Annotated in this window: 17 protein-coding genes and 1 pseudogene; 7 read left to right on the top strand and 11 right to left on the bottom strand. The window is 70.7% G+C overall.

Features of this window, described 5'->3' with window-relative positions:
- Positions 1 to 147: 147 nt before the first annotated feature.
- From ABZS69_RS36665 to ABZS69_RS36635, 7 genes are all read right to left on the bottom strand, one after another.
- Positions 148 to 1,032 (bottom strand): DMT family transporter, encoded by an 885-nt coding sequence (locus ABZS69_RS36665; protein ID WP_355380140.1) that lies wholly within the window; start codon positions 1,030 to 1,032, stop codon positions 148 to 150.
- A 903-nt stretch (positions 1,033 to 1,935) separates the two neighbouring features.
- On the bottom strand, positions 1,936 to 2,310 hold the full coding sequence (locus ABZS69_RS36660; protein WP_355380138.1) for a VOC family protein: 375 nt from the start codon (positions 2,308 to 2,310) through the stop codon (positions 1,936 to 1,938).
- Between the two features lie 59 nt (positions 2,311 to 2,369).
- A complete protein-coding gene (secA2, locus tag ABZS69_RS36655; RefSeq protein ID WP_355380136.1) occupies positions 2,370 to 4,520 on the bottom strand; it encodes an accessory Sec system translocase SecA2 in 2,151 nt (716 codons plus the stop codon).
- Between the two features lie 187 nt (positions 4,521 to 4,707).
- Entirely contained in the window at positions 4,708 to 5,571 is an 864-nt protein-coding gene (locus ABZS69_RS36650; RefSeq protein WP_355380134.1) for an EamA family transporter, read from the bottom strand.
- Between the two features lie 264 nt (positions 5,572 to 5,835).
- Complete coding sequence (locus tag ABZS69_RS36645; RefSeq protein ID WP_355380132.1) at positions 5,836 to 6,651, bottom strand: SAM-dependent methyltransferase; 816 nt, start codon at positions 6,649 to 6,651, stop codon at positions 5,836 to 5,838.
- 70 nt (positions 6,652 to 6,721) lie between these two features.
- On the bottom strand, positions 6,722 to 7,807 hold the full coding sequence (locus ABZS69_RS36640; protein WP_355380130.1) for an acyltransferase: 1,086 nt from the start codon (positions 7,805 to 7,807) through the stop codon (positions 6,722 to 6,724).
- A gap of 260 nt (positions 7,808 to 8,067) precedes the next feature.
- Entirely contained in the window at positions 8,068 to 8,664 is a 597-nt protein-coding gene (locus ABZS69_RS36635) for a nucleotidyltransferase (RefSeq protein ID WP_355380128.1), read from the bottom strand.
- Positions 8,665 to 8,777: 113 nt separating this feature from the next.
- On the opposite strand from ABZS69_RS36635, the gene ABZS69_RS36630 reads away from it, so the two are divergent.
- Both ABZS69_RS36630 and ABZS69_RS36625 read left to right on the top strand, forming a co-directional pair.
- The gene (locus ABZS69_RS36630) at positions 8,778 to 8,927 is read left to right on the top strand and encodes a GPGG-motif small membrane protein (RefSeq protein WP_355380126.1); all 150 of its coding nucleotides are present in this window, start codon (positions 8,778 to 8,780) and stop codon (positions 8,925 to 8,927) included.
- Positions 8,928 to 8,975: 48 nt separating this feature from the next.
- Complete coding sequence (locus ABZS69_RS36625; RefSeq protein ID WP_355380124.1) at positions 8,976 to 10,739, top strand: SpoIIE family protein phosphatase; 1,764 nt, start codon at positions 8,976 to 8,978, stop codon at positions 10,737 to 10,739.
- A gap of 18 nt (positions 10,740 to 10,757) precedes the next feature.
- Here the strand turns inward: ABZS69_RS36625 and ABZS69_RS36620 are convergent, their stop codons facing one another.
- On the bottom strand, positions 10,758 to 11,489 hold the full coding sequence (locus ABZS69_RS36620; protein ID WP_355380122.1) for a metallophosphoesterase: 732 nt from the start codon (positions 11,487 to 11,489) through the stop codon (positions 10,758 to 10,760).
- Entirely contained in the window at positions 11,482 to 11,730 is a 249-nt protein-coding gene (locus ABZS69_RS36615) for a BON domain-containing protein (RefSeq protein ID WP_355380120.1), read from the bottom strand. Before ABZS69_RS36615 ends, ABZS69_RS36620 begins: the two co-directional genes overlap by 8 nt.
- Before the next feature lie 135 nt (positions 11,731 to 11,865).
- Here ABZS69_RS36615 and ABZS69_RS36610 point away from each other — a divergent pair, with 135 nt between their 5' ends.
- Together ABZS69_RS36610 and ABZS69_RS36605 are read left to right on the top strand one after the other, a co-directional pair.
- Complete coding sequence (locus ABZS69_RS36610) at positions 11,866 to 12,141, top strand: hypothetical protein (RefSeq protein WP_355380118.1); 276 nt, start codon at positions 11,866 to 11,868, stop codon at positions 12,139 to 12,141.
- A 132-nt stretch (positions 12,142 to 12,273) separates the two neighbouring features.
- Positions 12,274 to 14,103 carry a transketolase gene (locus ABZS69_RS36605; protein ID WP_355380116.1) on the top strand — a complete coding sequence of 610 codons (1,830 nt, stop codon included), beginning with the start codon at positions 12,274 to 12,276 and terminating at the stop codon, positions 14,101 to 14,103.
- 532 nt (positions 14,104 to 14,635) lie between these two features.
- On the opposite strand, the pseudogene ABZS69_RS36600 reads toward ABZS69_RS36605, so the two are convergent.
- A pseudogene (locus tag ABZS69_RS36600) lies at positions 14,636 to 14,824 on the bottom strand (ChaB family protein); the annotation flags it as partial.
- Positions 14,825 to 14,837: 13 nt separating this feature from the next.
- Positions 14,838 to 15,119, bottom strand: coding sequence for a hypothetical protein (locus tag ABZS69_RS36595; RefSeq protein ID WP_192787484.1), 282 nt, complete (start codon positions 15,117 to 15,119; stop codon positions 14,838 to 14,840).
- 36 nt (positions 15,120 to 15,155) lie between these two features.
- Between ABZS69_RS36595 and ABZS69_RS36590 the strand changes: the two genes are divergently transcribed.
- The 3 genes from ABZS69_RS36590 (at position 15,156) to ABZS69_RS36580 (ending at position 19,634) form a co-directional block, all read left to right on the top strand.
- Positions 15,156 to 15,665: a shikimate kinase gene (locus tag ABZS69_RS36590; protein ID WP_355380114.1), complete on the top strand. Its 510-nt coding sequence runs from the start codon at positions 15,156 to 15,158 to the stop codon at positions 15,663 to 15,665.
- A gap of 12 nt (positions 15,666 to 15,677) precedes the next feature.
- Positions 15,678 to 16,232 carry a GNAT family protein gene (locus ABZS69_RS36585; protein ID WP_355380112.1) on the top strand — a complete coding sequence of 185 codons (555 nt, stop codon included), beginning with the start codon at positions 15,678 to 15,680 and terminating at the stop codon, positions 16,230 to 16,232.
- A gap of 105 nt (positions 16,233 to 16,337) precedes the next feature.
- Positions 16,338 to 19,634, top strand: a complete 3,297-nt coding sequence (locus ABZS69_RS36580; protein WP_355380110.1) for a serine/threonine-protein kinase — start codon at positions 16,338 to 16,340, stop codon at positions 19,632 to 19,634.
- Positions 19,635 to 19,636 lie beyond the last annotated feature (2 nt).

Genomic DNA, 19,636 nt, shown 5'->3' with positions numbered 1-19,636 from the left:
GCCGCCATAGCTGGAGGGCGGGAGCGAACTACCTGGCCCGTAACCACCGTGACTGAGGGCGAGGCGCAACCTGGCTGACCCGGAGATCGCCGTAGCTGAAAGGCGGGAGCGAGTTGGGCGGCCTGGGGGGTGTTGTGGCCGGGGAGGTCAGTTGGCCTTGGAGGTTGCGGAGACGGGCTGCGGGGACGGGTTCGGCTGCGTTGAGGTGGGGCGGGAGTGGTCGGGGGCGAGGCGGCCCAGGGTGATCGTGCCGCCGATGGTGAGCGCGCTGGCCAGGATGGCGGGGATGGCGGTGGAGGGGCTGGCCGGCAGGGGTTCGCCGAGGAGGATCACGCCGGCGAGGACCGAGGTGATGGGGTCGATGACCTGTACGCCGGCGTACGCGATGCCGAAGTAGCCGACCGCGTACGAGCGCTGCAACAGCACCACCGCGCAGACCAGCAGCACCGGCACAGCGAGAGTGAACCAGTGCACCAGCCGGCCCCAGTCCCCCTGCATGCCGCCCCCGACGACCCGGACGAACGTCGACACGCTCGCCGTCACCACACCCGCGCCCACGGACAGCAGCAACGCCCTGCTCGGCCCGTGCACGCGCGTCGCGATCAGCTGTGTCACCAGGACGATCACGCCGACCACGGCCAGGAACACGAGCGCGGCGACGTCGCTCAGTCTGGGCGTCACGTTGTGCGATGGCACCAGGAGCATGAGCCAGAGCAGGCCCACGGCCACCGCGATCGAACCGAAGATCTCCGCTCGGTACGGCTTGCGCCCGTACATGAACGCGGCCAAGGGCACGGCGAACACCAGCGTGGCGACGCTGATCGGCTGGACGGCGATCAACGGGGCGAAGCTCAGCGCCACGGCGTGCAAGCAGGCGCCTGTGAAGCCGATGACGCCGCCGATCCACCAGCGAGGACGCCTGACCAGCCTGAGCGAGGCACCCTCGGCCACTGCCTCGTACTGTTGCAGGGCCGCGCCGAGCGCATATCCAAGCGCTCCTGCCAGGGCGATTATCAGGCCGAGCCAGGTCATCGGCGCCTGCGCAGGGGCATGGATCCTTCCAAGAGCATTGCTCTAGCTTATGAGGGAACCAAAGCTAGCGAATCATACTTTTGGTGGATCGTTCGGGCAGAGATTGTCCTGGCCTGGACATATATGTGACCTGAGGTTGCACGTTTGTGGCGCCTCGCGGGCCGGGCGGTCGGCCTCGCCGCCCCGTTGGTGGGTTGGCTTCCGGGTGGGATGCATTGACGCCCGTGGTCGCGGCATCCCGAGGTGGTGGCATCCCGAGGTGGTGGCATCCCAAGGTGGTGGCATCCCAAGGTGGTGGGTGCCCGTGTCCGTGGCGGTGCTGGTGCTAGTGCCGCCTCGCGGCCATGCCTCCCTACGGGCGGTGGCATCACAAGGTGGCCTTCAGGCGGCACGTTCCCGTCCAGGAAGGTGGTGATGGCGCACGGTGGCGGGATCAAGGCGGCGGGCTCGAAGTGGCGCAAGAGGGGCGAGCAGGGCCGTGCCAAGTGCTGGCCGTGCCGGGCAGTGGCCGTGCCGGGCAGGGTGGTGGCGGCCGGGCAGGGTGGTGGCGGCCGGGCAGGACGAACGGCGAGCTTCGCCGGACGTCGGGGTGAGGGGGCGTCATGGCGAGAGGGTCGTTACGCCTGGCAGGCCGCCATGCTCAGAACGCGCCGTCATGGCCGGGCAGGTCGTCTCCGGGGTGCTTGGGTCGCGCGGCGGCAGAGTGCCGTCGCGCGACCAGGGTGCCCATGAGCGGTCGGGGTGCCCATGTGCGGTCGGGAAGGTCAGGAATGGTCAGGGTGGTCGGGAGCAGTCGGAGCGGTCGGGAAGCGGCTGCGGTGGTCGGGAGCGGACCGAGGCCACGAACGGCCGAGGTCAGGAGCGGTCGGGGTCAGGAGCGGTCGGGGTCAGGAGCGGTCGGGGTCAGGAGCGGTCGGGGCAGACGCAGAACAGGTGGCCGGCTGGGTCCTGGAGGACGAGCCAGCGGACGCCGTCCTCCGTGACCCCCGGCTGGAACTCCGGCTTGGTGGCTCCCAGCGCGACATACTCCTCCGCCGCCTTCTCCACGTCCGGCACCCGGAAGTCCAGGTGGAACTGCTTGTCCGAGCTCGGCCACGTCACCGGCTTGCGGTCGGGGATCCGGCCGAAGTAGATGCTGGTGGTGCCGTTCCCCACGGCCGCGTACTCGTCCTCCGCGTACTGGATCTCCCATCCGGTGATCTCGTGGTAGAACTCGGCAAGCTTCTTGGGCTCCGCGCAGTCGAGGGTGACCGCCAGGAGCTTCGCCTTCATCGTCATGAATCCAGCGTTCCAGCCGTACCTGTCACCTTCTGTCAGGTACGGCGAGCGGAAGCAAACTAGCCGCGCCGGGTGGCGGCCGTGACGCGCTTGAGGATGCGGTCCCACTCCGTGCCGAACGGGTTGTCCTGCACCAGGTACGTCCACGTGGCCGTCGGCCGCTTCAGGTCCGGCTCGGGGGCCTCGAAGGACTCCAGCGAGCGCCGTTCCACCTCCGCCAGCAGCGACTTGTACTCCGCCACCGCCTCCCGGTGGAACTCGTCGATGGGGCTCATCCGGCCCAGCGCCCGCAGGTGGATGCCCTCGCGGAGGTCCGTCAGGAACGCCAGGTGCTCGGTCCAGCAGCGGTCGATGGCGTGCAGGACGATCTGGCGGGCGGTCTCGTCCCTGGTGTCCTCGGGCAGGGCCTCCCAGCGTTCGGGGTCGGCCGTGGACAGGGCCTTGGAGGCGGAGTCGCCGTGCAGGACCTTGTCGCGCCACTCCAGGATGAGCTCGCGCTGGTGCTCCAGGAGGCGGGTGTAGCGCCACGTGTTGCGGTGGATCTCCAGGTTGACGCCCTCGGCGACGCGCTGGGCGTGGCCGACGAGGTACGCGCCGCGCCGGTGACGGACGATGCCGTCGGCGTCGGCGGCGGGCGGTCGCTCGTCCGAGACGAACTGCGTGATCAGGTCGTCCTGCGTGCTGACGAAGAAGACCGAGCCGCCCGGGTCGCCCTGGCGGCCGGCGCGCCCCCGGAGCTGGTCGTCGAGGCGGCTGCTGGCGTGACGGCCCGAGCCGATCACGTACAGGCCGCCCAGCTCGGCGACGCCCTCCCCGAGGCGGATGTCGGTGCCGCGCCCGGCCATCTGGGTGGAGACGGTGATGGCGTCGCGCTCCCCCGCCTTGGCGATGATCGCGGCCTCTTCCGCGTCGTTCTTGGCGTTGAGCACGACCGGCTCCATGTCGCGGCGCTGGAGGAGCTTGGCGAGGTTCTCCGACTCGGCGACGTCAAGCGTGCCGATGAGGATCGGCCGGCCCGTGGCGTGGATCTCCTGGATCTCCTCCACCAGGGCGGCGTCCTTGTCGGGGACGGTCGGGTAGATGCGGTCGGGTTCGTCCTCGCGCACGCAGGGGCGGTTGGGCGGGATGACCGCGACCTTGAGGCCGTAGAACTCGCCGAGCTGCTCGCTGACCGCCACCGCCGTGCCCGTCATGCCGCAGATCTCCGGGTAGCGGCGGATCAGGCCCTGAACGGTGATCGAGTCGAGGATCTCGCCCTTCTCGCTCGGCGGCAGCGCCTCCTTGGCCTCGACGGCCGCCTGCAGGCCGTCGGGCCAGCGCTGGAGCAGCGCCACCCGGCCGCGCGAGGGGTTGATCAGCTGAACCTTGCCGTCGCGCACGATGTAGTCGACGTCGCGGGCGAGCAGCACGTGGGCGTGCAGGGCCAGGTTGAGCTCGATGAGCGTGCCGGGCTCGTGCTCGTCGTAGAGCTCGACGCCGAGAAGGTTCTCGACGCTGTCGGCGCCCTTGGGGGTGAGGTAGACGTTGCGAGCCTGCTCGTCCATCTCGTAGTGGTAGCCGCGTACGAGCTGCCGGACCAGCGCCGCCATCTCCGGCACCGCGTTGCCGGGGTCGGTGGACCCGGCCATCACGAGCGGCACGCGGGCCTCGTCGACCAGCACGGAGTCGGCCTCGTCGATCAGGGCGACCTCGGGCGCGGGCACGATGATCTCGCCGGCCTCCGTGCGGAGCCGGTCGCGCAGCACGTCGAACCCGATCTCGCTGACGGGCCCGTACGTGACGTCCTTCGCGTACGCCTCGCGCCGCTCCTCCGGCGTGGAGTTCTGGCCGATCCAGCCCACGGTGACGCCGAGCGCCTCGTAGAACGGCCCCATCCACTCGGCGTCACGCCTGGCCAGATAGTCGTTGACCGAGATCACGTGAACATGCTTGCCCTGCAACGCGTAACCCGCCGCCGCCATGGCGCCGGACAACGTCTTGCCCTCGCCGGTGGCCATCTCGGCGACCTTCCCGTCGAGGAGGGCAAGCGTGCCGAGCAACTGCACGTCGTACGGGCGCAGGCCCAGCGTCCTGTCGGCGGCCTCGCGCGCGACGGCACAGAACTCGGCCAGATCGTCCATCTTCGGCTCGGGCAGCTCGTCGAGCTTCCCCAGCCGCTCGGCGCGGTCTTCCGCTGCCTTGACAATCTTCTGATAAGGGCTCAGGGGCACCCCGCCTGGACGATCCAGGAGGTTCCTGAGAATTCCCTTTATTGAGGCCACAGTTCCTCCAACGCACGCTTCGCCGACACCGTTCCCTCTTACAAGGGAGGGGAGCGGAGCGACGTTACGGCTAGCGCCGCCGTACCGGACATTAGCTCATCCGGGGCGCTCTCCCGCCACATCTCTTCTGCCCGAGTCACCCGGATTCAGCCCGTACGGCGAGGACTGTGACGGCGGCCAGCAGCAACGCGCACCCCGACCAGGCGAGAGGTGTGAGCTGCTCCCCGAACAGCGCCACACCGAGCAGCGCCGCACCCACCGCCTCGGCGAGCGAGATGATCGACACCGTGGTGGCGCGCAGCGCGGTCAGGGCGCGGAAGAACAGGCCGTACGCGAGCGCGGTCGGCACCGCGCCCAGATAGAGCAGCAGCGCGACGGATGACAGGCTCACGTTCGGCACCACCCCTTCCACCAGCGCGAACGGCGCCAGGCACATCGCCCCGACCACGAACCCGCCGATCGCCACGCCCTGCGCGTCGTCGTCCCCGTTCCGCCGGGAGAGGATCGTGACCCCGGCGTATCCGGCGGCCGAGAGCAGGGCGAGGCCGATGCCCGCGATGGAGGACGTCTGGGACCGCAGCGCGGTCTCGCCGGTGAGCAGGACGAGCCCGGCCAGGGAGGTGACGAGGGCAGCGAGCGCGACGCGACCGAGTGGCTCACGGAGCAGGAAACGGCTGCCCAGGGCGGTGAAGACGGGGGTGGCGCCCATGGTCACCACGGTCGCGATCGCCACGCCGGAGTGGGCGATCGCGCCGAAGTACGCGGCCTGGTAGACGGCCATTCCGGCGCCGATCAGCAGGACCCGCCCGTTGAGCACGGCGGGCCTGCGGGTGAGGACGAGGAGGAAGGCGGCACCGAGGAGGTAGCGCCACAGGGAGACGCCGACGGGGCCGAGGCCGCCGGACTCGAAGAGCAGCGAACCGGCGGCGCCGCCCGTGCCCCAGGCGGTCGCGGCCACGGACACGTAGAAGGCGCCCCGCCGGGCGGAGACATGGGTCATGACAGGAGTGCTCCGGATGGAGTGGTTGGAATGGGCCCGGTGTGCGGGCAGCAACCACCCCCGGATCGGTCAGACCCGGAATCTCAGGGAATGCCGCCCGCTAGAGGGCGGGGGGCGGGGAGCAGATCAAACGTCGATGCACCCGGTCACTTTAGCGCGCAGGTGACCCGCCGCACTTCGGCCGCTGTCCTTTGAAGGCGCGGTCGTTGAGGGGGCGGTCGTTGAGGGGGCAGCCGTTAAAGGGGTGGGGTGGGACAGGCGGGGCTAGGGTTTGCGGGCTACGCCACCCAGCAGGAGTTGTTCCCAGGTGGCCAGCGGGCCGGGGAGGCGCTCGTCCGGGTGCCATTCGGGGAAGTGCACCACCCCGGGCTCCACCAGCACGAGCCCGTCGAAGTACGCCGCGATCACGTCCCGGTCGCGGAAGTACCCGGTGCCCATGGTGACGTGGAGCATGGCCTCCAGGGCCTGGGCCTGGGGGTTGGTCGAGGACATCATGTTGGAGGCGGCGAGGTGGCTGCCGCTCGGCATCGCCGACATGTACCGCCGGACCAGCTCGTGCGGGTCGTCCTGGTCCGGCAGCAGGTGCAGGACGCCGATGATCAGGATCGCCGTGGGCTGGGCCGGGTCGATCAGGCGGCGCACCGACGGGTGGCCGAGCACGCCGTCCACGTCGCGGACGTCGGCGGTGATGGCGTCGGCGTACGGGTTGCCGTTCAGGATGGCGCGGGCGTGCGGCTCGACCATGGGGTCGTTGTCGACGTACACCACCCTGGTCCTGGGGTCGGCGAAGTGGGCCACCTCGTGCGTGTTCTCCACCGTGGGCAGTCCGGCGCCCAGGTCGATGATCTGCCTGATCCCGGCCTCGCGGATCAGGTAGTCCACGACCCTGCCGATGAAGGCGCGGTTGCACCAGACGAGGTCCACCACCTCGGGCACGGTGTCCCTCAGCTTGCGGGCCACCGAGCGGTCGGCGGCGAAGTTCTCCATGCCGCCGAGCAGCGCGTCGTGCACACGGGCCACGCTGGGCTGTGACGGGTCGACTCCGGGAGGAGCCCACTCGTACTCTCCGCTGTGACCCAAACCTGCCGCCCCCTTTGCCTGCTTTGACCCGGATCGTAGTCGCAGTTGGCGGCTTAACGGGAAGAACGCGTCAGATTACCGGACGCCCCGCGACGATCACACCCAGTGACGGGGCCACCGGCCGGCCGGACAGCAGGCGCTTGAACCTGGGCGCCAGCGGCCGCTCCACGAACCTGTGCACCAGGTACGCGGCCCCGCACATGACCACGACGATCACGACCAGGAGCACGTACTTGTTCAGCGCGTCCCCCAGCCGGTTGAAGGCGATGAACCCGATGTGCGCGTGCAGCAGGTAGAGCGGGTACGTGAGCGCGCCGGCCGTCACCAGCCACGGCCGGGCCAGCACGCGGGTGGCGCGCAACGCCACGAGCGTCATGACCAGGAAGACGAGCACGACCACGGCGGTGATCACCGTGTGTGAGTACGACACCGCGTATCGCGAGCCGACGGCGTCGGCGTACCCGATGGCCCGGTAGACCGCGTTGCCCAGGCAGATCGGCACCAGCAGCGCGATCTGGAGGTTCAGCCCGAACTTGTAGAGCATGAACAGGGCCATCCCGGCGATGAAGTAGTGGGAGAACTCCGACTGCACGATCAGGTCGGCGAACCCGGGCAGCAGCCCCGTCTCCACCGCGAACGTCAGCCCCAGCCAGCCCCACAGCCCCGCCATGACCCTGCCGCGCGTCATCCCGATCCAGGTGAGCGCCAGGATGAGGAAGTAGAACCGCATCTCGGCCCAGAGCGTCCAGTACACGACATCCACGTTCGCGACGTCCGGCACCGCCTGGAACATCGTCAGGTTCGCCAGCACCTGCGGCAGCGTCACCTGGAACAGCCCCTGCCCCAGCGTCACGGTGACCAGGGCGGTGACCACGATGCCCACCCAGTACGCGGGGTAGAGCCGCACGGCCCGCGACACCAGGAACGAGCGCGGACTCCTGCCCCACGCGCTCATCAGCACCACGAACCCGCTGATCAGGAAGAAGAGGTCCACGCCCAGGTATCCGTACTTGGACCAGGAGCTCTCGGCGGCGAAGGCCACCGGGCTCGTGCCGCCGGCCCAGCCGGAGAACGTGAAGTGGAAGAGCACGACGCAGAGCGCCGCCAGCAGCCGTAGGCCGTCGATCTCATAAAGCCGGTCTGAGCTGGTTCGCATGGGTTCCGCCCCCTCCTGTCATGGAGAGGGTGCGCCCGGCCGCTTGCCGCCCGCCTGCAGGCAAGTGCTTTGCAAGACGTTTAACCGGACGTGCCCGGGTAGCTGGAGGCGTGCCCGAGAAAGACGGAAGAAGAGAGGGCCGAGTACCGGACGCGGCTAGGGGACTACTACGGCCGGTTCATCGGATGACCTTCCGTGCCGCAACAGGAGGGCCGCACCCCACCGGGGTGCGGCCCTCCGCCTGTCTGCCGGCCACTGTCTTACGGCCACTTCGGGTCGCCCTTCGGCTCGATCGGGCCCTGCAGCACGTCCAGCCGCTCCAGGAGCGTGATGAACGTCATCGCGTACGGCGAGTCCTGGAGCACGGCGGCCACCCGCGGCCAGTCGACCTGCTCGCGCAGCGCGCGCACCTGGGCCAGCAGCGCCCCGTAGTCGCAGGCGTGCTCCGACAGCGGCAGCAGCCACGAGATGACCAGGTCGGTGGCCTCCAGCACGGGCACGATCACCGCGGACGCCTTCAGCGGCTCGGCCCGGTCCAGCAGCGCGTCGGTGATCGGCTGGTCGGACACCCGGTAGATCAGGTCCACCAGCCGCCCCTCGTCGTACGCCTTGACCAGCCAGTCCTCCGGCGGCTTGGCCGTCTGGAAGCCGAGCCCGCGCAGGGCCTCCAGCGCGGTCGGCACATCGTGCTCCGTGAGCATGAAGTCCACGTCGTGCAACGACGGAGCGGCGCCTCTCGCGTACGCTGCGCACCCGCCGGCCAGGGCGAATTTGACCCCGGCGTCCTTCAGCCCTGAGCTGGCACGCTTGAGCGTGTCCAGGATGGCGTCGGTGACAGCGTGGCCGTGGCTCGTCATGAGTTCGGGCTACCCAAACAATCGTCAACTAGGCGTTGAATATCGGGGTCACTTGCCCATCGGCGATGGAAAAAACATGTTATGCGAATCCCCACGAGGGCAGAGAGAAGCCCATGGCTACTTTACTCTGGATCATCGCGGTAATTCTCGTCGTCTCCGGGATCTACGTGATCCTGGCCAGACGCGACCTCCTCTGGGGAATCGTGCTCATCATCCTCGGCTTCCTGGTCGGACCCGGCGGAGTAAGCATCTTCAACGTGTAAGTCCGGCGCTCCCCAGGGCATGGGGAGCGGGTGAACAAATATCCGCCGTTGAGCCGCTTCGAAACCAGCGCGGCATCGGCGAGAGTACGTGAACAACTGGCGCGGCTGCGGCATCACAGGCGCTCCGAAGCCATACTCGACGAGGCCACGGCCCGGCTGGCGACCGAGCTCAACATCCGCCCCGGCGAGGCCGCCGAGCAGCTCGCCAGAATGGCGCACCACAGCGGGCTCGACCCGGTCGAGGTCGCCAAGGGCATCGAGCGTCCGCCGGAGGAACCGGTGCGGGCGCTCGAAGTGCCCGCCTCGGTGCGCGGGATGCTGGAGGCGGTCCACGCCTCGGCCCTTTACCTGACCCCCGTCAAAGACTCGCTGGGCCGCGTCGTGGACTTCCGCATCCTGGCGGCCAACCGGCATGCCAGGACCGTGACCGGGCGCCCCGCCGGCGAGCTGGCCGGATGCCGGCTCCTGGCGGTCACCCCGGGCGTGGCCAGTTCGGGGCTGCTCGACGACTACATCGCCGTGTACGAGACCGGCGTGTCGGTGCACCGCGAGCCGCTCGAATACGTCGAGGTGCTGGACTACCTGCTCTGCCCCGCCACGCTGAGCGTGCGCGCGTCCCGCGTGGACGACGGGCTGCTGGTGACCTGGCGGATGCTCGACGACGAGGAACTGCTGGTCTCCGGCTGGGAACGCGCCCAGCGCCTGGCCGAGCTGGGCTGGGGCGAGTGGAACCTGGCCACGGAGCGCACGCTCTGGACACCCGAGATGTACGAGATGTTCGGCCGCGACCGCGACGACGGGCCGATGTCCCTCGAAGAGCTGCCCTCCATCGTCGTGCCCGAGGACCTGCCGATCGTCGAGGACATGATCCACTCCCTGCTGGAGTTCAGGGAGGCGGTGGAGACCGAGTTCAGGATCCAGCACCGGCACGGGGTGCGGCATCTCAGCGTGTTCAGCGAGCCGATCCTCGACACCGACGGCCTGCCGGTCAAGGTGCGCTGCCTGGCCCAGGACGTGACCAAGAACCGGCGCAGGGAACGGGCCCTGGCGGTGGCGCACGAGCAGGCCCACTGGCAGCGCCAGCGGGCCGAGGAGGAGCACCGGATCACCGTCCAGCTGCAGAACACGATCATGCCGATGCGCCGCGGCCTCATCCACCTGCCCCAGCTGACCGTCGGCGTACGCTACCTGCCCGGCGAGGAGCTCGCCCGGCTCGGCGGCGACTGGTTCAAGGCCCGCCTCATCCCCGACGGCCGGGTGCTGCTGGCGATCGGCGACGCCATGGGCCACGGGCTGACCGCGGCCAGCATCATGCTCCAGATGCGCTCGGGGCTGGGCGGGCTGGCGTACACGGGGGCGGACGCGGGCCGGCTCACCACCTGGCTCAACGACCTCATCGTGCACGCCGGCGAGGCCGTCACGGTGACGGGCACGACGATCGTCGGCCACTTCGACCCGAAGACCCGCGTCTACGCCTGGACGAACGCGGGACACCCCGCTCCCGTGCTGATCAGGGGCGGGAACGCCGCACTGGTCGAGGGGGTGTCGGGGATGATGCTGGGGGCGTTCGACGCGACCGAGTACGGCCTGACCACCACGCAGCTGGAGCCCGGCGACGTCCTGCTGCTCTACACCGACGGGATCGTCGAGCGCCGCGGGCTGGACCTGGAGACCGGCATGAACGCGCTGGTCAAGGCCGCGCGCCACTGCGCCGGGGACGACCCCGAGGAGCTGATCAGCTGCCTGCTCAGGCGGCTGGGCGGGGAGAACGCCGAGGACGACATCTGCCTCCTGGCCGCCAAGGTCCTCTAGCCGCCGGCCGGGACTCCGCTAGAACCCGGTCTCGCAGTCGAGGCAGTAGACGGCGTAGGCCCGGCCCAGCACCGGCAGCGCCACGTTACGGACCCGGATGCCGCCCGGCGTCATGCCCTTCTCGCTGCCCTTGTGCGCGTGGCCGTGCAGGATCAGGTCGGCGCCCGCCGTGTCGACCGCCTCCGCCAGCAGGTAACTGCCCAGGAACGGGTAGATCTCGTGCGGCTCCCCCTCCAGGGTCTCCTTGATCGGGGAGTAGTGCGACAGCACGACGCGCTTCTCGGCCACGATCTCCTTCAGCGCGACCTTCCAGGACTCGGCGATGTTGCGGGTGTGGGCGACGAAGTTCTTGATCTCGCGCTCGCCGAACTCGCTGGCGCACTTGCCCGCGAACCCGCCGCCGAAGCCCTTACCGCCGACCACGCCGAGCTTGCGGTCACCGCACTGGATGACGGCCCCGTCGTCGTCCAGCACGACGACGCCGGCGTCGCGTAGCTCGCCGGCGATCTCGTACTGCAGGTCGGAGTGGTAGTCGTGATTGCCGAGCACCGCGACGACGGGGATCGGCAGGCCGCGCAGCTCGTCGGCCACGACCCGCCCCTCCTCCAGCGTGCCGTGCCTGGTCAGGTCCCCGGCCACCATGAGCACGTCCGCGCGCTCCTCGATGCCCCCCAGTTTTTTACGGTACTGGCCTCTGTCGTCCTGCCCCAGGTGGATGTCTCCGACGGCCGCGATACGCAGGTCAGTCAAGACGCTCATCCTCCCCCGGCTCGTTCGCCTCCACGACCTTGATCTCGTTGTGCAGGTGGAGCTCGGGCGCGGCCTCGTGCGCCACCTGGCCGAGCCGCTCACGCTGCCCGGTCCCGCTGACCTCGCCGCGCAGGAACAGCTGATCACCTCGGATGTCGACGCGGATTCCGAGCTCGTGCGTGCGTCCGTCCTCGGCCAGCGCCTGCTGGACGCGGGCCGCGACGTACTGCGGAGCTTCCATCGCTCGCCTCCCTCTTCTGTCGCCGCATGCCCCAGGATGAACACCTCAAACGGCATAAATAGCGTCAACAACCGTCAGGTCATACAAGGCTTTCTCTGGACGTTAGGGGACAAAAAGAGCGGGCAGGTGGGCCACATGTCTGATAACAGGGACATGCCGGACGACGGAAAGTGGCACGAGGAGCGGGACGTCAGGGGCCACGCCATGGTGCCCGCGACGCCGCGCGACGTGGCGCACATCAGGGTGGGGTCGTTCTTGCTGGTGTTCCTGTTCGCGTTCGCGGTGCTCGGGGTCATCGTCGGGGCGCCCGTCATGACGGGCCTGGCGATCGTGCTGGCCGTGGCGACGGTGGTGGACATCGCGCTGGCCGTTCGGCGCCAGAAGATGCGACAGGACGGAGAGGCAGGCTGATCTCGGCATGGCACCACTACCAGGGCGCGTAGTGGTGCCATGCCGCCATCAGGCCCACCTGTTGGGTACGAGGCTCGCTCCTGGGCACTGGTTAGGGACTGCACGGGCGAAGAACCGTTTCCCGAGGAGGTCATGATGCCTGAGCGCGATCTTCAGTACCTGACCGAGCTGGCCGCGCAACTACGGGTCGACTCCGTGCGGGCGGCAGCGGAGGCCGGGTCCGGCCATCCGACCTCGTCGATGTCGGCAGCCGATCTGATGGCCGTGCTCTTCGCGTGCCACCTGCACTACGACTTCGAGAACCCGGACAACCCCGCCAACGACCACTTGATCTTCTCCAAGGGGCACGCGTCCCCCCTCCTATATGCGCTCTTCAAGGCGGCGGGGGTCGTCGACGACAAGGAGCTCCTGACGTTCCGCCGGCGGGGCAGCCGGTTGGAGGGGCATCCGACGCCGCGGCTGCCCTGGGTGGACGTGGCCACCGGGTCCCTCGGGCAGGGTCTGCCGGTCGGGGTCGGGGTGGCCATGGCCGGGCGGCTGGAGCGGGTGCCGTACCGGGCGTGGGTGCTCTGCGGGGACAGCGAGCTGGCCGAGGGGTCCATCTGGGAGGCGGCCGAGCACGCGGGCTGCGAGGGGCTGGCCAACCTGACCGCCATCGTGGACGTGAACCGCCTCGGCCAGCGCGGGCCCACCCGGCACGGATGGGACACGGGGGCCTACGCGCGCAGGTTCGGGGCGTTCGGCTGGCACACGATCGAGATCGACGGGCACGATCCCGGGCAGATCGACTACGCGCTCGCCGACGCCCGCAACACGCGCAGGCGGCCGACCGTGATCCTGGCCAAGACGCGCAAGGGCGAGGGGGCCGTGGAGGTCGAGAACCGCGAAGGGCACCACGGCAAGCCGCTCAAGGACCCGGGCAAGGCCGTCGAGGAGCTGGGCGGGCAGCGGGACCTGCGCGTCGAGGTGCACAAGCCCGAGGCCGCGGCGGCGCCGTACCGGTTCGAGACCGGGCCGATGAGCCTGCCGGCGTACAAGGTGGGCGACAGGGCGGCCACGCGGACGGCGTTCGGGGAGGCACTGGTGGCGCTCGGCGCGGCGCGCGGGGACGTCGTGGCGCTGGACGGCGAGGTGGCGGACTCGACCAGGACGGAGGCGTTCGGGAAGGAGTTCCCCGAGCGCTTCTTCGAGATGTACATCGCCGAGCAGCAGCTCGTGGCCGCCGCCGTCGGTCTGCAGGTGCGCGGGTGGAAGCCGTACGCGGCCACGTTCGCGGCGTTCCTGAGCAGGGCGTACGACTTCATCAGGATGGCCGGCGTGAGCGGGGCGTCCATCCGGCTCGTGGGGTCGCACGCGGGCGTGGCGATCGGCGAGGACGGGCCCTCGCAGATGGGCCTGGAGGACCTGGCGATGCTGCGGGCCGTCCACGGCAGCACCGTGCTCTACCCGTGCGACGCCAACCAGGCCGCGGCGCTGACCGCCGAGCTGGCGGACGTCGAAGGCGTCTCCTACTTGCGCACCACGCGCGGGGAGACCCCGGTCGTCTACCCGCCGGGCGAGCGGTTCCCCGTGGGCGGGTCGCGGGTGCTGCGGCACTCGCCCGACGACCGGGCCACGATCGTGGCCGCGGGCGTGACCGTGCACGAGGCGCTGGCGGCGGCCGACGAACTGCGGGAGGCCGGGATCCCGGTGGGGGTGATCGACCTGTACTCGGTCAAGCCCGTCGACGCGTCCGCGCTGGTCGAGGCGGCCACCACCACGGGTAACCTCATCACGGTGGAGGACCACCGGCTGGAGGGTGGGCTCGGCGACGCGGTGATGGACGCGGTCAGCGAGCTGGGGCCGCGGGTGGTGAAGCTGGCCGTGACGGGCCTGCCCGGGTCCGCGACGCCCGAGGAGCAGCTGGCCGACGCGGGCATCGACCGCCACGCCATCGCCGAGGCGGTCAAGCGGCTCCTGTGACGGACACGCGGACATAAGTGAGGGCCGACGGGCGAGATGCCCCCGGCCCTCTTGGCGCCGCCCTCTCTGAGCGGGACGCCTCCCGTCAACGGGCCTTCGTCGTCAGCCTCCTGTTGGCCCTCCTGATCGCGTTCACCAGCTCCTGCTTGGTCATCTTGGACCGGCCGCGCACGTCGAGCCTGGCGGCCATGTTCTGCAGGTACTCCTTGGTGGCGTTGAGGTTGACGCCCTCGGTCGTCTTGGCCGTGCGGGTCATCGCGGCCTTCGCGGTCCGGGTCACGGCCTTCGTCGCCCGGGTCGTCATCCCGGCCTTGCCACCGGTCCGGGTCGCGGCCTTGGCGGTGGTCCGGGTCGTCGCCCCGGTCTTACCACCGGTACGGGTCGCGGCCTTGGTGGTGGTCCGGGTCGTCATCCCGGCCTTGGTACCGGTCCTGGCCGTCATCCCGGCCTTGGTACCCGTCCGGGTCGCGGCCTTGGTGGTCCGGGTGGTCCGGGTCGTAGCGGTCCGGCCCATCGTCGCCTTCTCGGAGACGCCCTTCTTCGGCTCCCAGTGGTCGCCGACCTTCTCGAAGGACCGCTTCATCGCGGCGAACGCGGTCATGTGGGCGCGCCGGCCCTCGCCGTACTCTCTCACGGCGTTGTCGTGCGCCCTGATCCACGTGTTCTGTGCCTTCTTCGGCGAACGTTTGATGGTCGACGGCAGCTCTTCAACAGCTGGCATGTCGATTCACCTCCTACAGCGGTGGTTCGTCGTAGCGGCGGCGCTCCTCGTAGACGGTGGTCCTGCGGGCTTCAGGCTCCTCGTACACCTCGTGACGGTGAACCGGCTCGTCGATGGGGCCGACCGCCCTACGCGTGACGCTGATCCTGTAGATGCCGAACAGGAGTCCGACGAGGCCGCCGAGCATGAGGATGACCCCCACCACGTTGATGTCGAGGCCGGCGAGGTCGAACTCGACGGCCCAGGTGAGGATCGCGCCGAGCATGATGAGGATGATGCTTCCGGCGATGGTCATCAGATTTACCTCCTTGACACGGGAACCTCTATCCACATGTCGAAAAACAAACCAGTCGTGCTGATCGGGCTGATGGGCTCGGGCAAGACGAGCGCCGGGCGGTTGATCGCGGAGGCGCTCGGGCTGCCGTTCAGCGACAGTGACGCGTTCCTCAAGCAGCGGTACGGCGGCACCGCCGCGCAGCTCGCCGAACGCGACGGCGCAGACGCCCTGCACCGGTACGAGGCCGACCACGTGCTGCACCAGCTGGCCGGAGAGCCGGAGGTGGTCGCGGCGGCGGCCAGCACGGTCGAGTTCCCCGAGGTGCGCGCGGCGCTGCGCGGCGCCTTCGTGGTGTGGGTGGACGCCTCCGACGAGGTGCTGGCCCGGCGGATGAAGTCGAGCAGCCATCGCCCCGACTTCGGCCCCGCCGCCATGCGGGCCCGCCGCGAGCCGTTCTTCCGCGAGGTCGCGGACCTGAGGTGCGACGTCGGCGACATGACGCCCGAGCAGGTGCGGGACGCGGCGCTGCGGAAAATGGGTTTGCCCGGGGGCGATCGGCACTGATAGCCAGGGGGGATGTTCGCCGAGAAGCCCACCCTGACGGGTGACCGCGTGACCCTGTGCCCGGTCGGTCCCGAGCACGTCGACGGCCTCTTCGAGCTGGTCTCCGATCCCGAGGTGGGCCGCCTGACCGGCTCGCACGGCGAGATCGACCTCGGGGCCGCCCGCCAGTGGTACGCCACCAGGAAGGACCACGCCGACCGGCTCGACCTGGCCATCATGGCCTCCGGCGAATACGTCGGCGAGATCGTGCTCAACGAGCTCGACCCGCACAACCTCGCCTGCAATCTCCGCATAGCGCTCATCGGCGAGCGCGCCTTCGGCAAGGGGTACGGCTCCGAGGCCATCGAGCTGGTCCTCGACCACGCCTTCGCCACGACGCCGCTGCACCGGATCAGGCTGGGCGTCTACGCCTTCAACGAGCGGGCGCGGCACGTGTACAAGAAGGTCGGCTTCGTCGAGGAGGGCGTGGAACGCGACGCCCTGCTGTGGGACGGCGAGTGGCACGACGCGGTGCTCATGTCGGTGCTGCGGCACGAATGGCCGACAAGATCCGGAAGCCTGGCATAATGATCATGACGCATGGGTCCCCCGAGGCGCGCGGGGGACCTGTGGCGTCTTTGGGACAACCATTGGGCGGTGCCGTGCATCTAAGCATCAGTGACGATGCGCTTGGTGCCCGGTGACCCCGAGAGGCTCGGCGGCTTCTGGCCGGCGGCCAGACTCGGCGCGGGCGGGCGCGGCGTGGTTTACGACGCGTACGACGACGAGGGCCGCCGCTTCGCGGTGACGGTGCCGCGTGGCGAGGTCGGGCGCCGATTCGAGCGGGTCACCTGCCCCCATCTGGCGGAGGTGGTCGCTGTCGGCGACGACGAGGGCGTGCCGTACGTGGTGAGCGAATACGTGGACGGACCTGACCTGCGACGTGCGGTCGAGCTGCACGGCCCCTACACGGGCGACGAGCTGGTCGCGCTGGCCGGGGCGCTGGCGACCGCGCTGAGCGCGCTGCACGAGGCGGGGCTGACGCACCGGGGTCTCAATCCGGAGAGCGTGCTGCTGGCCGCCGACGGCCCCAAGGTGATCGAGCTGGGCCTGCCGGCCGGCGGCACGTACACGTACACGGCTCCCGAGGCCCTGACCGGGCGTGACTCGGGGGCGGCGGCCGACGTGTTCGCGTGGGGCGCGGTGGTGCTGTTCGCCGCCACCGGGGACGATCCGTTCAGCGGGCAGAGCCTGGGCGGGGTCATGCACCGGCTGCTGACCGTCGACCCCGACCTCGGCGCGCTGCCGGAGCCGCTGCGCGAGCTGGTCGGGCGCGCCCTGGCCAAGGACCCCGCCGACCGGCCGGCCGCGCGGGAGCTGCGCGTCGAGAGCCAGGCCGAGGTGCGGCCGCCCGCGGGGCATGCGGGGCCGCGGTCGCTGGGCGAGGTGGCCGAGGAGGCGTACCTGGCGCTCACGCCGCGGCAGCAGGCCGAGGTGCCGGGGCTGCTGCTGCGCCTGCTCGACGGCGACAGCCCGCACGACGAGGGCGACGTGCTCGGCCCGCTCCTGGAGGCGGGTCTCCTGGTGCGGCGCAGCGTACGCGTGCCGCCGACCGAGACGCCGGTGGGCAAGCTCGTGGCGGTCAGCGACCAACGGGTGGCCCCGGCCAGCGCGGCCCTCTACCGGGCCTGGCCCCGGCTGCGCGACTGGGTCGAGGACGAGCGCGAGAGCATGCAGGCGCACCGGGAGATCCGCGACGCCGCCAGGCACTGGTCCGAGCACCGGCGCGGCAGGAGCCACCTCTTCCGCGGTCAGGCGCTCGACACGGCGCTCGCCTGGGCCGCGACCAAGCGCCGCCATCTGCGCCTCAACCAGCTCGAACGCGACTTCGTCAACGACAGCGTGGCCCTGTCCAAGCAGCGCAGGAGGCTGGTAACACCCGCGCTGACGGCGCTGGCCGCCGTGCTGGCCATCGCCGTGACGCTCTCCGTGGTGTCCGTGCACGGGCAGAACCAGCTGCGCGGGCAGCTCGTCGAGGCCAACGCGCGGGCCGTGGCCGCCAGGGCGGAGGCGCTGCGGTCGGCGGACCCGCGTACGGCGATGCGGCTGAGCGTGGCCGCCTGGAAGCTGTCGCCGGTGTTCGAGGCGCGGGCGGCGCTGCAGGCCTCGCTGGTGCAGCCGGAGCTGGGGGTGTTCACCGACCCCGCCGCCGACCTGCGGGCGCGCTACCTGCTGCGCGGCGACGAGCTGGTCAAATGGGGCACCGGCACGGTCTCCACCTGGGACCTGGGCCGCGGGCGGCGGCTCGGCTCGTACGCGCTGCCGGCGGGGAGCGTGCTGAGCGACGACGGGAAGTACGCGGAGGGGGCCGACGGCCGGCCGTTCGAGGTGGCCACGGGGCGCGCGCCCTTAGAGCCGGTCACCTACGCGATCGGCCAGGGCAACAGGACCAGGGTCTACCGGGGCGGACGGCTGCTGTTCGACGTCGCCGACCGCCAGGTGGCGCTCTCCGCCGACGGGACCAGGGCCGCCTTCTCCAGCCTGAGCGGGCGGGTCGAGCTGTGGGAGCTGGCCGGGCGGACCAGGACCGGCACGGTCACGGTCCAGCCGCCCACCGGCGCGGACGCGGCGGCGCCCGCCCTGGCGTTCAGCCCCGACGGGGCCACGCTGGCCATCGCCGGGCGCGACGGGGTCACGCTCGTGGGGGCCAGGACCCCGAACCCCGTCAGCCCCAAGCAGGCGACCACGCCGAACCCCACGGCGTCCGGAGCGCCCGAGATTTTCCGGACGAACGACGGCATGACCCGCGAATCGGTGCGTGGCATCGAGGTGGTCGGAGCCGACACCCTGGGCCACACCTCGGCCGACCCGCCCGCCTTCAGCCCCGACGGGCGCCTGCTCGCCCTGCCGGGCGACGGCGAGGTCCGGGTCTGGAACGTCGCCGAACGCCGCCTCGCGGGCGCCTACCCGCTCAGGAACCCCGAACGCGGTCTGGCCTTCTCCGCCGACGGCCACTCGCTGCGCTACCTCAGCGGCACCGGCTCCGTCGTCTCGCTCGACGTCGCGGGCCTGCCCGTGCCGTCCGACGCCCCCTCCGCCGCCTTCTCCGGCAACGGGCGGGTCGCCGCCAAGGAGGTCGGCGACTCCATCGAGCTCACCGACACCGTGGAGCGCAGGCGGCTCGGCCGCATCGCCGCCGCCGGCGACCTGGCCTTCGACGCCGACGGCCGGCTGCTCGCCGTCGCGGGCGACCCGGTCACCGTGTGGGAGGTGACGAGCAGCCGGCGGGTCGCCGCCATCGACGCGGGCGGCGACGTGCTCGCCGTGGCGCTCTCCCCCGCCGGCGACACGCTGGCCACCGCGCGCGGCAGGACCCTGGAGACCTGGGACGTGCGCAAGGGGAAGCGCATCAAGGCGTACGAGGGCGCGGGCGACCTGGCGATGGCCTTCAGCCCCGACGGCTCGACGCTGGCCGCCGGGGCCAAGCTCGTCGACCTGCGCACCGGCGCGATCACCCCGCTCGACCTCGAGCGGTCCGCCGACCCCGGCGAGGACCCGCCCGCGCCGACCGCGCTCGCCTTCTCCCCCGACGGCCGCACGCTGGCGTTCGGGCTGGAGGGCGGGCACGTGCTCCTCTGGGACATCCGCAAGCGGAAGCCGCGGGGCACCATCCAGACGGGTACGGCCCCGGTGGACGAGCTGCGCTTCTCCCCCGGCGGCGACCTGCTGGCCATCGACGCCGCCCGCACCTCGCTCTGGGACGCCGGCACGATGCGGGAGGTCGGCCAGGCCGGCTCGTGGGCCGCCGGACCGGCGTTCACCCAGGACGGCAAGCGGCTGCGCGGCGTCGGGCTCGACGGCACCGTACGCGAGAGCCCGGTCGACCCCGCGCTGGCGGCACAGGAGGTGTGCGTCAGGGCGGGCGGGGCGCTGAGCAGGGCGGAGTGGAGCCGGTTGATCCCGGAGAGCGGATACCAGAAGGTCTGCTGACG

It is taken from the genome of Nonomuraea sp. NPDC005650 (assembly GCF_040605375.1).
Taxonomy (GTDB): Bacteria; Actinomycetota; Actinomycetes; order Streptosporangiales; family Streptosporangiaceae; genus Nonomuraea.
The sequence above is the reverse complement of the archived record's forward strand: the minus strand, read 5'-3'. Positions and strand labels throughout refer to the sequence as shown.